14 protein-coding genes are annotated in these 13,581 nt (G+C 67.8%); 6 read left to right on the top strand and 8 right to left on the bottom strand.

Going from position 1 to position 13,581, the window contains the following annotated elements:
- Positions 1-48: 48 nt before the first annotated feature.
- From VPH43_RS17775 to VPH43_RS17790, 4 genes are all read right to left on the bottom strand, one after another.
- On the bottom strand, positions 49-2,331 hold the full coding sequence (locus VPH43_RS17775) for a RelA/SpoT family protein (protein WP_328579076.1): 2,283 nt from the start codon (positions 2,329-2,331) through the stop codon (positions 49-51).
- A 138-nt stretch (positions 2,332-2,469) separates the two neighbouring features.
- Positions 2,470-2,673 carry a DNA-directed RNA polymerase subunit omega gene (rpoZ, locus tag VPH43_RS17780; protein ID WP_328579077.1) on the bottom strand — a complete coding sequence of 68 codons (204 nt, stop codon included), beginning with the start codon at positions 2,671-2,673 and terminating at the stop codon, positions 2,470-2,472.
- Between the two features lie 14 nt (positions 2,674-2,687).
- Positions 2,688-3,308: a guanylate kinase gene (gmk, locus tag VPH43_RS17785; RefSeq protein WP_328579078.1), complete on the bottom strand. Its 621-nt coding sequence runs from the start codon at positions 3,306-3,308 to the stop codon at positions 2,688-2,690.
- Positions 3,309-3,479: 171 nt separating this feature from the next.
- The gene (locus VPH43_RS17790) at positions 3,480-4,403 is read right to left on the bottom strand and encodes a YicC/YloC family endoribonuclease (protein ID WP_328579079.1); all 924 of its coding nucleotides are present in this window, start codon (positions 4,401-4,403) and stop codon (positions 3,480-3,482) included.
- Between the two features lie 31 nt (positions 4,404-4,434).
- Between VPH43_RS17790 and VPH43_RS17795 the strand changes: the two genes are divergently transcribed.
- From VPH43_RS17795 to hemW, 5 genes are all read left to right on the top strand, one after another.
- Positions 4,435-5,403 (top strand): serine/threonine protein kinase, encoded by a 969-nt coding sequence (locus tag VPH43_RS17795; RefSeq protein ID WP_328579080.1) that lies wholly within the window; start codon positions 4,435-4,437, stop codon positions 5,401-5,403.
- A gap of 123 nt (positions 5,404-5,526) precedes the next feature.
- On the top strand, positions 5,527-6,441 hold the full coding sequence (locus VPH43_RS17800) for a PP2C family protein-serine/threonine phosphatase (RefSeq protein ID WP_328579081.1): 915 nt from the start codon (positions 5,527-5,529) through the stop codon (positions 6,439-6,441).
- A gap of 191 nt (positions 6,442-6,632) precedes the next feature.
- Positions 6,633-7,358 carry a ribonuclease PH gene (gene rph, locus VPH43_RS17805; protein ID WP_328579082.1) on the top strand — a complete coding sequence of 242 codons (726 nt, stop codon included), beginning with the start codon at positions 6,633-6,635 and terminating at the stop codon, positions 7,356-7,358.
- 21 nt (positions 7,359-7,379) lie between these two features.
- Positions 7,380-7,985, top strand: coding sequence for an RdgB/HAM1 family non-canonical purine NTP pyrophosphatase (gene rdgB / locus VPH43_RS17810; protein WP_328579311.1), 606 nt, complete (start codon positions 7,380-7,382; stop codon positions 7,983-7,985).
- 40 nt (positions 7,986-8,025) lie between these two features.
- Complete coding sequence (gene hemW / locus VPH43_RS17815; protein WP_328579312.1) at positions 8,026-9,243, top strand: radical SAM family heme chaperone HemW; 1,218 nt, start codon at positions 8,026-8,028, stop codon at positions 9,241-9,243.
- A 9-nt stretch (positions 9,244-9,252) separates the two neighbouring features.
- On the opposite strand, the gene VPH43_RS17820 is transcribed toward hemW, so the two are convergent.
- Positions 9,253-10,170: a LysR substrate-binding domain-containing protein gene (locus VPH43_RS17820; RefSeq protein WP_328579083.1), complete on the bottom strand. Its 918-nt coding sequence runs from the start codon at positions 10,168-10,170 to the stop codon at positions 9,253-9,255.
- A gap of 104 nt (positions 10,171-10,274) precedes the next feature.
- Here VPH43_RS17820 and VPH43_RS17825 point away from each other — a divergent pair, with 104 nt between their 5' ends.
- Positions 10,275-10,586, top strand: a complete 312-nt coding sequence (locus tag VPH43_RS17825; RefSeq protein ID WP_328579084.1) for a hypothetical protein — start codon at positions 10,275-10,277, stop codon at positions 10,584-10,586.
- An 80-nt stretch (positions 10,587-10,666) separates the two neighbouring features.
- Here VPH43_RS17825 and VPH43_RS17830 read toward each other — a convergent pair whose 3' ends face one another.
- The 3 genes from VPH43_RS17830 to VPH43_RS17840 are packed head-to-tail and all read right to left on the bottom strand — an operon-like array spanning position 10,667 to position 13,394.
- A complete protein-coding gene (locus tag VPH43_RS17830) occupies positions 10,667-11,761 on the bottom strand; it encodes a protein-glutamate methylesterase/protein-glutamine glutaminase (protein ID WP_328579085.1) in 1,095 nt (364 codons plus the stop codon).
- A gap of 24 nt (positions 11,762-11,785) precedes the next feature.
- The gene (cheD, locus tag VPH43_RS17835; protein WP_328579086.1) at positions 11,786-12,472 is read right to left on the bottom strand and encodes a chemoreceptor glutamine deamidase CheD; all 687 of its coding nucleotides are present in this window, start codon (positions 12,470-12,472) and stop codon (positions 11,786-11,788) included.
- A 55-nt stretch (positions 12,473-12,527) separates the two neighbouring features.
- The gene (locus VPH43_RS17840) at positions 12,528-13,394 is read right to left on the bottom strand and encodes a CheR family methyltransferase (protein WP_328579087.1); all 867 of its coding nucleotides are present in this window, start codon (positions 13,392-13,394) and stop codon (positions 12,528-12,530) included.
- Between the last annotated feature and the right edge of the window lie 187 nt (positions 13,395-13,581).

Consider the following 13,581-nt stretch of genomic DNA (forward strand, 5'->3'; position numbering starts at 1 on the left):
ACAATGTCGGCGCGCAGGAGTGAACTAGTTACGCCGGCGCGGCGCGCCTCAGGGCTTGACGCGCTGGGCGCGCAGCACCGAGGGCGCGCGCTTGAGCGTGCGCAGCACGTCGGCCAGGTGCAGCCGGTCGCGCACGCTGATCAGCAGCCGGATCTCGGTGGTTTCGGCGGCGCGCTCCTCGCCCATGTCGATGTGGGTGATGTCGGCCTCTGCCGCGCTCACCGCCTGCGCCACCCGCGCCAGCACACCCTTGCCATTGCTCACCAGCACCTGCACCGCGGTCTCGAAGGCGCGGGCCAGCTCCTCGGCCCACTCCACGTGCATCCAGTGCTCGCTGTCGCGCTCGAACAGGCGCTTGCCGGTGCCGCATTCGGCGGTGTGCACCACCAGGCCTTCGCCGCGGCCCAGGTAGCCCACGATCTGGTCGCCCGGGATGGGGCGGCAGCAGGTGGCCAGGCGCACCGAGGCGCCCTCGCTGCCATCCACCACCACCAGGCCCTGGGTGGGCACCGCGTCGTCGGCGGCATAGCGGCCCATGGTCAGGGTGACGGCATCAGGCTTTTCGCCCTGGTCGGCCATCAGCTGCGCCAGGCGCTTGGCCACGATGGTGGGGATCTTGCGGCCCAGGCCGATGTCGACCAGCAGCTCGGCGCGGCTGCGGTTGCCGCTCCAGCGCGTGACCGCGGCCCACAACGCAGTGGCGGATTCATTGGCGGGATCGTCCGGCGGCAGCTTCAGGCCCTCGGCCCGCAGCGCCTGCGCCAGCAGCTTCTCACCCAGCGCCCGCGACTCCTCCTGCTCCATGTTCTTCAGGTAGTGCCGGATCTTGGAGCGGGCGCGGCCGGTGCGCACGAAGTTGAGCCAGCCGGGATTGGGCCGGGCGCCAGGGGCGGTCATCACCTCCACCACGTCGCCGGAGCGCAGCTCGGTGCGCAGCGCCACCGGCTCGCCATTGACGGTGGAAGCCACGCAGTGGTCGCCGATGTCGGAGTGGATGGCGTAGGCGAAGTCCACCGGCGTGGCGCCGCGCGGCAGCGCCAGGATCTTGGATTTCGGCGTGAAGACGTACACCGCGTCGGGGAACAGGTCGATCTTGACGTGCTCGAGGAACTCGGCGGCGTCGCGGGTCTCGTCCTGGATGTCCAGCAGGCTTTGCAGCCACATCGCACCCAGGCGCTGCGCCTCAGAGACCCCGTCCTTGTCCACCTTGTAGAGCCAGTGCGCGGCGATGCCCTTTTCAGCCACCGCATGCATGGGCTCGGTGCGCACCTGGAACTCCACCGGCGTGCCCAGCGGGCTGACCAGCGTGGTGTGCAGCGACTGGTAGCCGTTGGCCTTGGGGATGGCGATGTAGTCCTTGAAGCGGCCCGGCACCGGCTTGTACAGCTGGTGCAGCACGCCCAGCGCCAGGTAGCACTCCGGCAGCGTGTGCGTGACGATGCGGAAGCCGAAGATGTCGTTCACCTGCGCAAAGCCGGCGTGCTTTTCGCGCATCTTGCGGTAGATGGAGTACAGCGTCTTCTCGCGGCCGGACACCAGCACCTTCATCTTGGCGGCGCCGAAGGCCTTTTCCACGTCGCGCTGCACACGCTCCACGATGTCGCGCCGATGCCCACGGGCTTTTTGCACCGCCTTGGTGAGCGCGGCGTGGCGCCACGGGTGCAGGTGCTCGAAGGACAGCTCCTGCAGCTCGCGGTAGGTCTGGTTCAGGCCCAGCCGGTGCGCGATGGGGGCGTAGATGTCCAGGGTTTCGCGCGCGATGCGCAGCCGTTTTTCCGCCGTCATCGCACCCATGGTGCGCATGTTGTGCAGCCGGTCGGCCAGCTTGATGAGGATGACGCGCACGTCGCGCGCCATTGCCAGCAGCATCTTGCGGAAGCTCTCCGCCTGCGACTCCTCGCGGGTGGAGAAGTGCAGCTTGTCCAGCTTGGTGAGGCCGTCCACCAAGTCGGCCGTCGGCGCGCCAAAGCGCTCGATCAGCTCGGTCTTGTTGATGCCGCAGTCTTCCATCGCGTCGTGCATCAGCGCGGCCATGATGGCCTGCACGTCCAGCCGCCAGTCGGCGCACAGGCCGGCCACCGCGATCGGGTGGGTGATGTACGGCTCGCCGCTGGCGCGGAACTGGCCCAGGTGCGCCTCGTCGGCGAACTTGTAGGCGTCGCGCACCCGCTTGATGTCGGCCTTGCCCAGGTAGTCGAGCTTGGCGGTGAGGGTGGCGAAGGAGGCGGCTTCGGCCTTGTCGGTGGCGCTGCTGCTCGCCGCAGGCGCGGTGCCGCCAAAGCGCGGCAAGCCTGGCAACAGGTGTTCAGCGGCGAAGGAGCGAATGCCCATGCGCCCGAATTTATCAGGCGCGCACGCCGAACACGGCCGAGGGGATGTACCGAAAAGCACAAAGGGCGCGCATGCGCCCTTCCCAAAATGCAGAAAGGGCGCCGAAGCGCCCCTTGGTCTGCGGGTCAAGCAGCCGTATCAGACGGGCACTTTGCGCAGCATCTCAATGCCGACGGCGCCTTCGGCGATCTCGCGCAGCGCGGTCACGCCGGGCTTGTTCTTGCTGTCGATCTTGGGCGCGTGGCCCTGGCTCAGCATGCGGGCGCGGTAGGTGGCCGCCAGCACGAGCTGGAAGCGGTTGGGAATCTTTTGCAGGCAATCTTCGACGGTGATGCGGGCCATGTGCTTTTCTCAGGCTAGATCAGGTTGAGGGCAGCGAACACCTGCGACTTGGCTTTGCGCTGCGCAGCGTATTTCAGACGCTGGGAGTGGACGACGGTCTTCAGGTCGAAAAGCGCCGTCTCGAACAGAGCGTTGATTATAACGAAGTCGAAGTGGCAGGCCTGCGCCACCTCCAGCCGGGCGTTCACCATGCGCTGGGCGATCACGTCGGGGCCGTCCTCGCCACGCCGGTGCAGGCGCTGCAGCAGTTCCTCGTAGCTGGGCGGCAGGATGAAGATCAGCACCGCGTCCTGGAAGAGCTGCTTGATCTGCAGTGCGCCCTGCCAGTCGATCTCCAGCACCACGTCCTCGCCGCGGTTCAGGCGGTCCTCGATCGCCTTGCGCGAGGTGCCGTAGAGGTTGCCGTGCACCTCAGCCCATTCGAAAAACTCCCCCCGTTCGATCATCGAACGGAAGGTGTCGGTATCGACGAACCAGTATTCCCGCCCGTGCTGCTCCTGGCCGCGCGGCTTGCGGGTGGTGTGGGACACCGACACCGCCAGATGCGAATCCAGTTCCAGCAGCGCCTTCACGAGGCTGGACTTGCCGGCGCCTGACGGCGCGGCCACGACGAACAGGTTGCCCGGGGTTTGCATGCCTGAGTTTAAGTTTTCCTGCGCCACGGATCAGTGACCGAATCCCCGCCCGCGTTCATTTGCGCCGTGTCCAACGGCCGCAAGCCCAGCAGAACACCGCGGATCCGGCGCCGCCGGGCCGCCGGTGTTGCCCCTTGAGGGGGCGGCCGCAGGTCGTCGGGTGGGCCAGCCCTACTCGAGGTTCTGCACCTGTTCGCGCATCTGTTCGATGGCGACTTTCATTTCCACCGAGATATTCGTGAGCTCCAGTGCGGAGGATTTGGAGCCCAGGGTATTGGCCTCGCGGTGTAACTCCTGGATGAGGAAATCCAGCCGCTTGCCCACCTCTCCGCCGGAATGCAGCAGGCGGGTGATTTCGTCCAGGTGCGCCTTCAGCCGGGCGAGTTCCTCGGCCACGTCGATGCGGATGGCGTAGGCGGCCGCTTCATTGAGCGCGCGCTCCTGCAGGGCCTCGGCCGGCACGCTGGCGGCGGCGCCGGAGGCGAGCAGCGCCTCCTGCCAGCGCTCGAGAAAGCGCTCCTGCTGGCGCTGCACCACCTGCGGCACCAGCGGCTCGGCCTGGCCAGCCAGTTCACGCAGGCGGGCGATGCGCTCCATCAGCACACTCACCAGCCGGTCGCCTTCCCGGGCGCGGGCTTCGCGCAGCCCGGCGGCGCAGCGCTTGGCGGCCTCCAGGGCCGCCTCGTCCAGCCGTTCCGCCGTGCCGCCGCCACGGCACCACTGCAGCGCCTCGTTCACCGACAGCGGCTGGGCCTTGGGCAGCCAGTTCTGCACCGAGCCTTCCAGGCGCGCCAGCCGGTTGAGCTGGTCCGGTGTGGGCGTGGGCCAGTTGTTGTCGGCATCTCGATGGGTTGAGAGCCGAAGTTCGATCTTTCCGCGTCGAACCACCGCGGCGATGATGTCGCGCAATGCCGGTTCCAGGCCGCGCAGATCGTCCGGCATGCGAAAACTGAGGTCCAGGAAACGCCCGTTCACGGAGCGCATCTCGATCGTGACCCCGGCGCCGCTGACGCCCGGCGTTTCCGCGCCGGAGGCGGCCGCGGCAGCCGCACCCACCGTGGCGCTGGCATAACCGGTCATGCTGTAAACTGCCATCGACTATTCGCCCAGAAAGCAAACTTCGATTATGTCAAAGCCAAAACCCGCCCCGTTGCCTGCAGGCACCGTGGTCGGCGGCTACCAGATCGTCAAGAAACTGGCAGCAGGGGGTTTTGGCGTGGTCTACCTCGCCGAGGACGAGCAGCGCCACCTGGTGGCCTTGAAGGAATACCTGCCTTCCTCGCTGGCCGAGCGTTCCCCGGGTGAACTCACCCCCCGGGTCAAACCTGAAAAGCAGCCGCTGTATCGCCTGGGCCTGAAAAGCTTCTTCGAAGAAGGCCGCTCGCTCGCGCAGATTTCGCACCCCAGCGTGGTGTCGGTGCTGAACTTTTTCCGCGAGAACGAAACCGTTTACATGGTGATGAACTACCTGCAGGGCGACACCCTGCAGGATTTCATCGTCACCGCGCGCGACATGAAGCGCGACAAGGTGTTCCGCGAGTCCACCATCCGCAGCCTGTTCGACGAGATCCTGCGCGGCTTGCGCATCGTGCACCAGCACAAGATGCTGCACCTGGACATCAAGCCGGCCAACATCTTCATCACCAACGACAACAAGGCGGTGCTGCTCGATTTCGGTGCGGCGCGCGAGGTGCTTTCCAAGGAAGGCAACTTCATCCGCCCGATGTACACGCCGGGTTTTGCGGCGCCCGAGATGTACCGCCGCGATGGCACGCTGGGCCCCTGGACGGACATCTACGCCATCGGCGCGTGCATCTACGCCTGCATGCAGGGCTACCCGCCCAACGACGCGCCCCAGCGCATCGAGAAGGACCGCCTGGCGCTCAGCCTTTCGCGCCTGCGCAATGTGTATTCCGACAACCTCATCGAGGTGACGGAGTGGTGCATGTCGCTGGACCCGCTGTCGCGCCCGCAGAGCGTGTTCGCGCTGCAAAAAGAGCTGGCGCGCGAAACCGAGCGCCGCTATACCAAGTTGAGCTTCAGCGAACGCCTGAAGCTGCAACTGGAGAACCTGAAGACCGGCGCCAAGCCGTGATCCCGCCCAGCGTGAAGTAGTGCCCCTGGTCGCTACCCCTAATTTGGGGGAACGCGGGGGCGGGCCGGCATTTCCAATGCATGATCCGGGGCGCACCATGGGTCAGCACACCACCACTTCCACATGAGGTTCACCGTCTACCAGGTCAGCCGTAAAGGCGGCCGCGAAAAGAACGAAGACCGCATGGGCTATTGCTACACGCGGGATTCGGGCCTGTTCGCGCTGGCCGACGGCATGGGCGGCCATCCGGAAGGCGAAGTGGCGTCCCAGCTGGCCCTGCAGACGCTGGCGGCGCTGTTCCAGCGCGATGCGAAACCCACGCTGAAGGACCCGCTGCGTTTCCTGCACGATGCGGTGATCGCAGGCCACCACCAGCTGCTGCGCTACGCCACCGAACGGGCCTTGATCGACACCCCGCGCACCACCATCGTCGCCTGCCTGTTGCAGGGCAACGCGGCCTATTGGGCGCACTGCGGTGATTCGCGCCTGTACCTGGTGCGTGGCGACAAGCTGATCGCCCGCACGCGCGACCATTCCTATTCCGAGCTGCAGGAGACGCTGGCCCAGGTGGTGCCCATCGGCGAGCGTTTCAACCGCAACGTGCTCTTCACATGCCTGGGTTCGCCGGGCAAGCCGGTGGTGGACACCGCCGGCCCGATGCTGCTGCAATCGGGCGACCGCATCCTGCTGTGCTCCGACGGCCTGTGGGGCACGGTGGACGACGCCGAGATCACCGCCCAGCTGGCCGAGCGCCCGATCCACGACGCGGTGCCCGAGCTGGTGGAGCAGGCCCTGCGCAAGGGTGGCCCCAAGAGCGACAACGTGACGGTGATTTCGGTCGAATGGGAGTCCGCCGAAGACGGCGATTCCACCGGCGGCATCTCCACCCAGACCTTGGGCGAAGAAGTGTTCGCGTCCACCATCCAGGCCAGCGTGCTGGGCCAGGAGCCGGCGGACGAGCTGGACGAGGCGGAGATCGAGCGGTCGATCCGCGAAATCAACGAGGCAATTCGCCGGTCATCACAGAAAAAAGGCTGACGCCTTTTCTCTGTGCCGCCCGGCGATTGCCTCCGGCCGACCGTCGGGCTCCCCCGCGCCCCCTCCAGGAGGGGACTCCAGCATGAATGTGGGCCGGCCGTGCGGCCGGTGAGGTGCTCACGGCGTCTTGCGGTGAAACGGCATGGGGCGCACTCGATGGTGCGTTTCGTCGATCGCGGACAATCGGCCTCATGACATTCCAACGCTCCAACGGCCGCGCACACGATTCGCTGCGCCCGGTCACCATCACCCGCCACTACACCAGGCATGCCGAAGGCTCGGTGCTGGTCGCTTTTGGCGAAACCAAGGTGCTGTGCACGGCTTCGGTCGAGGAAAAGGTGCCGCCGCACAAGCGTGGCAGTGGGGAAGGCTGGGTGACGGCCGAGTACGGCATGCTGCCGCGTGCCACGCACACGCGTGGCGACCGTGAAGCGGCGCGAGGCAAGCAGAGCGGGCGCACGCAGGAGATCCAGCGCCTGATCGGCCGGTCGCTGCGGGCGGTGTTCGACCTCGCGGCGCTGGGCGAGCGCAGCGTCCTGCTGGACTGCGACGTGATCCAGGCCGACGGCGGCACCCGCACCGCGGCCATCACCGGCGCGTTCGTGGCTGCGCACGATGCGGTGAGCTGGCTGCAGCAGCAGGGGCGCATCGTGAATACGCCCATCCGCGATTTCGTCGCCGCCATTTCGGTGGGCCTGGTGGAGGACACGCCGCTGCTCGACCTGGAATACGTGGAAGACGTGGGCTGCGACACCGACATGAATGTGGTGATGACCGGCAGCGGCGGCTTCGTGGAAGTGCAGGGCACGGCCGAGGGCCTGCCGTTCTCGCGCGCGCAGATGGACCAGTTGCTGGCGCTGGCGGGCAAGGGCATCGGCGAGCTGGTGGCCGCGCAGAAGCGCGCGCTCGGGTCCTGAGAAGGTGTGAAAGAACCCGCCATGCGCCTGGTGCTCGCCTCCAACAACGCCAAGAAGCTGATCGAGCTGCAGACCTTGTTTGCGCCGCTTGGGCTGGAGCTGGTGAACCAGGGCGCGCTCGGCATCTCCGAAGCCGAGGAGCCGCATGTCACCTTCGTTGAGAACGCGCTGGCGAAGGCGCGCCACGCCGCGCAGGCGAGCGGCAGCGCGGCCATCTCCGATGATTCCGGCTTGTGCGTGGACGCACTCGGCGGAGCACCGGGCGTGCAGTCGGCGCGCTACGCCACGCTGTTCGGCGGCGTGCGCGACGACGAAGCCAACAACGACACATTGCTGCGGCAGCTGGCCGATGCGAAGGACCGGCGCGCGCGCTTCGTGAGCGCGCTCGTCGCGGTGCGCAGCGCCACCGACCCGGAGCCGCTCATCGCCTTTGGCCGCTGGGACGGTGAAGTGCTGAAGGCACGCCAGGGCAGCGGGGGTTTTGGTTATGACCCGCTGATGTGGATTCCCGCCTTGGGCAAGACCGTCGCCGAGTTGACGCCGCAGCTGAAGAACGAGCACTCGCACCGCGCCATTGCGGCGCGGCAGATGCTGGCCCTGATGCGCGAGGTGTGGCATCTTGGCTGACCGCGACCCCCAGCGCTCCGCCGAGGCCGCTCTGGGTGCCATCCCTGTCCGTGGGGCGCCTGCGGGCGCCGCGGCGGCCGACCGCTTCCTGCGCGACGGCACCCTGCGCCTGGGCGCGCTGCCACCGCTGTCGCTCTATGTGCACCTGCCCTGGTGCCTGAAGAAGTGCCCCTACTGCGACTTCAACTCGCATGAGCAGCGGCCAGGCGGCGTGCTGCCTGAAACGCAGTACCTCGATGCACTGCGCGTTGACCTCGAGGCCGCGCTGCCGCTGGTCTGGGGCCGCCGGGTGCACAGCATCTTCATCGGCGGTGGCACGCCCAGCCTGTTCTCGCCCGACAGCATCGACCGCCTGCTCGCTGACATCCGCGCGCGCCTGCCCCTGGAGCCGGGCTGCGAGGTGACGCTGGAGGCCAACCCCGGCACCTTCGAGCGCGACCGCTTCCGCGGCTTTCGCCAGGCCGGCGTGACGCGGCTGTCAGTGGGCGTGCAGAGCTTCGACGACGCGGCGCTTCGACGCATCGGCCGCGTGCACGACGCACAGCAGGCGCGGGCCGCGGTGGACGAAGCGCGTGCTGCCTTCGACACCTTCAACATCGACCTGATGTATGCGCTGCCCGGGCAGGACCTGGCCGCACTGCAGCGCGACCTGGACCAGGCGCTGGCCTTCGAGCCGCCGCACCTGTCGATCTACCACCTCACGCTGGAGCCGAACACCTTCTTTGCAACGCATCCTCCGGTGCTGCCGGACGACGACACGGCCTCCGACATGCTGGACCTGATCGCCCAGCGCACCGCCGCCCGCGGCCTGCAGCGCTACGAGGTGTCCGCCTTCGCCCGGCCCGGCCATCGCTGCGTGCACAACCTCAACTACTGGCAGTTCGGCGACTACCTCGGCATTGGCGCCGGCGCCCACGGCAAGCTGAGCTTTCCGCATCGCATCGTGCGCCAAGTGCGCTGGCGCGAGCCGGCGGCCTACATGGCCAACGCTCTGGCCGGCGAGGCGGTGTCCAATGAACACGAGGTCAGCCGCGAGCAGCTGCCGTTCGAGTTCATGCTCAATGCGCTGCGCCTGAAAGATGGCTTCGAGCTGGCCCAGTTCAGCGAACGCACCGGGCTGCCGATCACCGCGATCCAGCGTGCGCTGGAGGCGGCCGAAGCCAAGGGCCTGCTGGCGCGCGACTTCGTGCGGGCCTGGCCCACCGAGCGCGGCTTCGATTTCCTGAGCGACCTGCAGGCGTTGTTCCTGCCCGCTTGACGCGAACTGTTATGCCGCCTTCTCGCGGCAGCGGGCGCCGGAGGCTTCCAGCTCCTCCATCAGCCAGCCGCGCAGCGCCACCAGCGGCGGCCAGTCGCGCAGCGCAAGCGGGTAGACCAGGTGGTAGTTGTAGACGCCCTCCAGGGTGATGGAGCGGGAGGACAGCCGCATCAGCCGGTTGTCAGCCAGCGCATCGGCAGCCAGCAGCTCGCGCGCCAGCGCGATGCCCAGGCCCTGTTCGGCCGCCTGCAGCATCAGCCCGGCGTCGTTGAAGCTGGCCACCGGCACGATGCGGCGCTTGATGCCGAAGGCGGCGAACCATTCGGTCCATGAGTCCACGTCGCCCAGCAGTGGCTCCTCGGCCAGCGCCTCCGGCGGCGCGCCGATCAGCCGCCGTGCGGTGGCCGGGGCGCCGACGGCGACAAAGGGTGATTCCGCCAGCAGCTCGTTCTGCAGCCCCGGCCAGGGTCCGCGGCCTTGGCGCACCGCGGCATGGAAACCTTCGCGCTGGAGGTCGATCACGCGGTGCGAGGCTTCGAGTTCCAGCGCGATGTCCGGATGGCGGTCGCGCCAGCGCGCGATGCGGGGCATCAGCCAATGCTGCGCGAACGAGGGCAGGGTGGTCAGGCGAAGGCGCAGTTCGGTGCTGCCGCTGGCAGCGGCGGCCATGTGCACCGCGTCGTCCAGGTGCACCCAGGCCCGCTCCACACCCTGCAGCAGCGCCTCGCCGGCGGCGTTGAGCTCGATGCGGCGGCCGTGGCGGTGGAAGAGCTCGAAACCGAGCTGCTCCTCCAGCCCGCGGATCTGCTGGCTCACCGCACCATGGGTGAGGCTCAGTTCCTCGGCGGCGGCACGCAGGTTCTGCAGCCGGGCGGCGGCGCGGAAGGCGGCCAGGTTCTGCAGGGGCAGGCGGGGCAAGCGAGGCATACTGGTTAGCTTACCTCACCAGATTGGCCGGAACAATTCGATTCCATCGGGCGTGGTGGACAACTATTCTCACCAGCATTGCAAACCGATCTGGAGCCGTCACCATGCAAGCTGCCACCCTACCGCGCCCGATCCCGCTGTCGCGCCCGCTGCCCGTGCGCTGGTTGCAAAGCGTCGCCGCCGCATCGAAGAGCGCATGGGCTGCGCTGGCTGCGGCCGTGGCCGGCCGGGCGCACGATGTGCGCGAGGTCTGGGACCTGGACACCGCCACCGGCCTGAGTGACCGCACCCTGCGCGACATCGGCGCGCCCGACTGGCTGCGGGTGGAAGCGGCCGCGCGCCGCGACGCCGACCACGTGTCGGTGGTGGAGTTGCGCGTGGGCAGCACCGGCCTGTTCGACCGCTCGGCGTTCTGAACGCCACAGCCGTGCCCCTTGGGCACGGCGCCGCGCATGGCTTGCAAACGCCGGGCGTCCGGTGTCGCGGGTCGAAGCGGCTACACCCGATTCAGGGACACACCGGCCGTGCTGCGCAGATGCTCGATCACCCGCGGGGCGATCTGCTGCAAGGGCAGCACTTCATTGGCCGCGCCATGGTTGATGGCCTCGCGCGGCATGCCGAAGACCACGCAGCTGGCTTCATCCTGGCAGACGTTGAAACTGCCGGCATCGCGCATCTCGCGCATGGCCCGTGCGCCATCCCCGCCCATGCCCGTGAGCATGATGCCCACCGCGTTGGGCCCCACCACGCGGGCGGCGGAGAGAAACAGCACCTCGACCGACGGTTTGTGCCGGTTCACCGGATCGCCGTCGCGCACGCGGGCGATGTAGTTGGCACCCGAGCGCTCCACGCTCAGGTGCAGGCCACCAGGGGCGATGTAGGCGTGGCCGGGCAGCACCCGCTCGCCATCGGTGGCCTCCTTCACCCGGATGCGGCACAGGCCGTCCAGCCGCTTGGAATAGCTGGTGGTGAAGCCGGCCGGCATGTGCTGCGTGATCACCACCGCCGGCGCATCGGGCGGCAGGTTCATCAGCACTTCCTTGGTCGCTTCGGTGCCGCCGGTGGAGGCGCCGATGAAGACGATCTTCTCGGTGGACAGCCGTCCGATCGGCGTGGGCAGGGCCGGGCGGCTGGGCAAGGCGGTGTTGGTGGCCGTCACGCTCGGCAGGGGCGTGCTCGCACGCCGCACCTGCGCCTTGGCGGCCACCCGGATCTTGTCGGTGATGTCCTCCGACAGCTGGCGCATGCCATTGGCCACGCCGATCTTGGGCTTGGCGACGAAGTCCACCGCACCCAGCTCCAGTGCACGCATGGTGACGTCGGCGCCACGCTCGGTCAGCGTGGACACCATCACCACCGGCATGGGGCGCAGCCGCATCAGCTTGGAGAGGAAGTCGATGCCGTCCATGCGGGGCATCTCCACGTCCAGCGTGATCACGTCCGGATCCAGGTTGCGGATCATCTCGCGGGCCACCAGAGGGTCCGCCGCCGCGCCCACGCATTCCATGTCCGGCTGGCGGTTGATGATCTCGGACAGCAGGCTGCGAACCAGCGCCGAATCGTCCACCACCACCACTCGTGTCTTCGCCATGTCGGGCTCCCCGTTGCTGGCGCGTTAAAACAGATCGATCGAACCGCCGCCGGTGCTCTGCGGCACGGCCTTCTGCGCCGCGGCCTTGTCCTGCGCCACCAGGGCCTCGGCATTCGACGGCTGCAGCCGCTTGACCATGGCCTTGCCGCTGGCCGGCAGGAAACACACCTTGCGCGGATAGATGTCCAGCACGTCCTTGGACATGATCGGGATGCGTTCGAGCTTCAGGTAGTCCAGCACGAAGGCGGTGTTGCGCTCGCCCACGTTGATGGTGTTCATGCCGCTGATCACCGCGCCGCCGCCAAAGACCTTGGCTTCCATGGTCTGGCGGCTGGCGCCGCGCTTCATCATCTCGTTGATCAGCAGTTCCATCGCGTAGGAGCCGTAGCGGCCGGAGTCGCCCGCGCCCTCGGGCAGCATGAAATGGTTCATGCCGCCCACCCGGGCCTGGCGGTCCCACAGGCAGGCCGCGATGCAGGACCCGAGCGTGGTCATGACCAGCATGTCCTCGTTGTCCACGTAGTACTCGCCCGGCAGCACCTTGACCGCATCGTTCTTGAAGTGCGCGTCGTAGAAGAAGAAGGACGCTTCGCCCGGCTTGCGCGCCTGGCCCTTCAGGCGCTCGAGCCGCGTGGACGGGCCCGCGGGCGCGCGGCCAGGCAGCGAGCCGCCGGCTGTGGCAACGGCGGACTGGACAGGGTGACGGAGCATGGTGGTTGTCTTCGGCAGGGCGCAGTGGTTCTTGAGACGGGTGCGTTTCCGCTCGTCACACGCGTTCGTAGATGGTCTTGCCGCGCAGCCGGAACACGTCCCGTGCGTCGGTGAAGTTTTCGGAGTGGCCCACGTACAGCAGGCCGCCGGGACGCATGGCGCCGTGCATGCGTTCGAGCACGCGGCGCTGGGTGGGCGCGTCGAAATAGATCATCACGTTGCGGCAGAACACGATGTCGAACGGCTCGCCCAGGCTGCCCCACTGCGCCGACATCAGGTTGAACGGCCGGAACTCGATCAACCTGGCCAGCTCGGGCTTCACGCGGATGCGGCCGGCGTTGGCGCCGGTGCCGCGCAGGAAGTGGCGGTGCAGCCGCTGCGCATCCAGCCCGCGCGACTCCGCGGTGTACACACCGCGCTGCGCCGTGGCCAGCACCTTGGTGTCGATGTCGCTCGCGACGATCTTCACCGGCGCATTGGCCCCCAGCGTCTCGGCCACCGTCATCGCGATGGAGTAGGGCTCCTCGCCGGTGGAGGCGGCGCTGCACCACACGCGCAGCGGCTTGCCCGCGCGGGCCTTCAAGTCCTGCGCCAGGGCGACGAAGTGATGTTCTTCACGAAAGAAGGAGGTGAGGTTGGTGGTCAGGCAGTTGATGAACTCCTGCCACTCCGCCTCGCCGGCGGGCCCGCTGTGGCTTTCCAGCCATTGCAGGTAGTCCGCAAAGCTGCGGTGCCCGGTTTCGCGCAGGCGGCGCGACAGGCGGCTGTACACCATGGCCTGCTTGCCGGCATGCAGGCTGATGCCCGCACGCTGGTAGATGAGTTGGCGCACACGATCGAAATCGGGCTTGCCGAACGGGAACTCCTGCTCGACACGGTCGGCGGGCAGGCTGCCGGCGGGCGGGTTCAGGACATCGTTCATGGGCTGGGCCAGGGCTGTGGGCTTCAGTGGTGTCATCGGCATCCCCGGCGCCAACTGAAGTGAGTCAGCTTTACCGGTCTTCTCCCCGCTTATCCCCCAAAAGGGGGACTGCTAGACTGCGAGAACCTGCTTAGAAGCCCGCCTTGAACCCGCCAACGCAAGTCCCCACTCCCGATCCGCAGGCCTT

The organism is Ideonella sp. BN130291 (assembly GCF_036231905.1).
GTDB lineage: Bacteria > Pseudomonadota > Gammaproteobacteria > Burkholderiales > Burkholderiaceae_C > CAMLIZ01.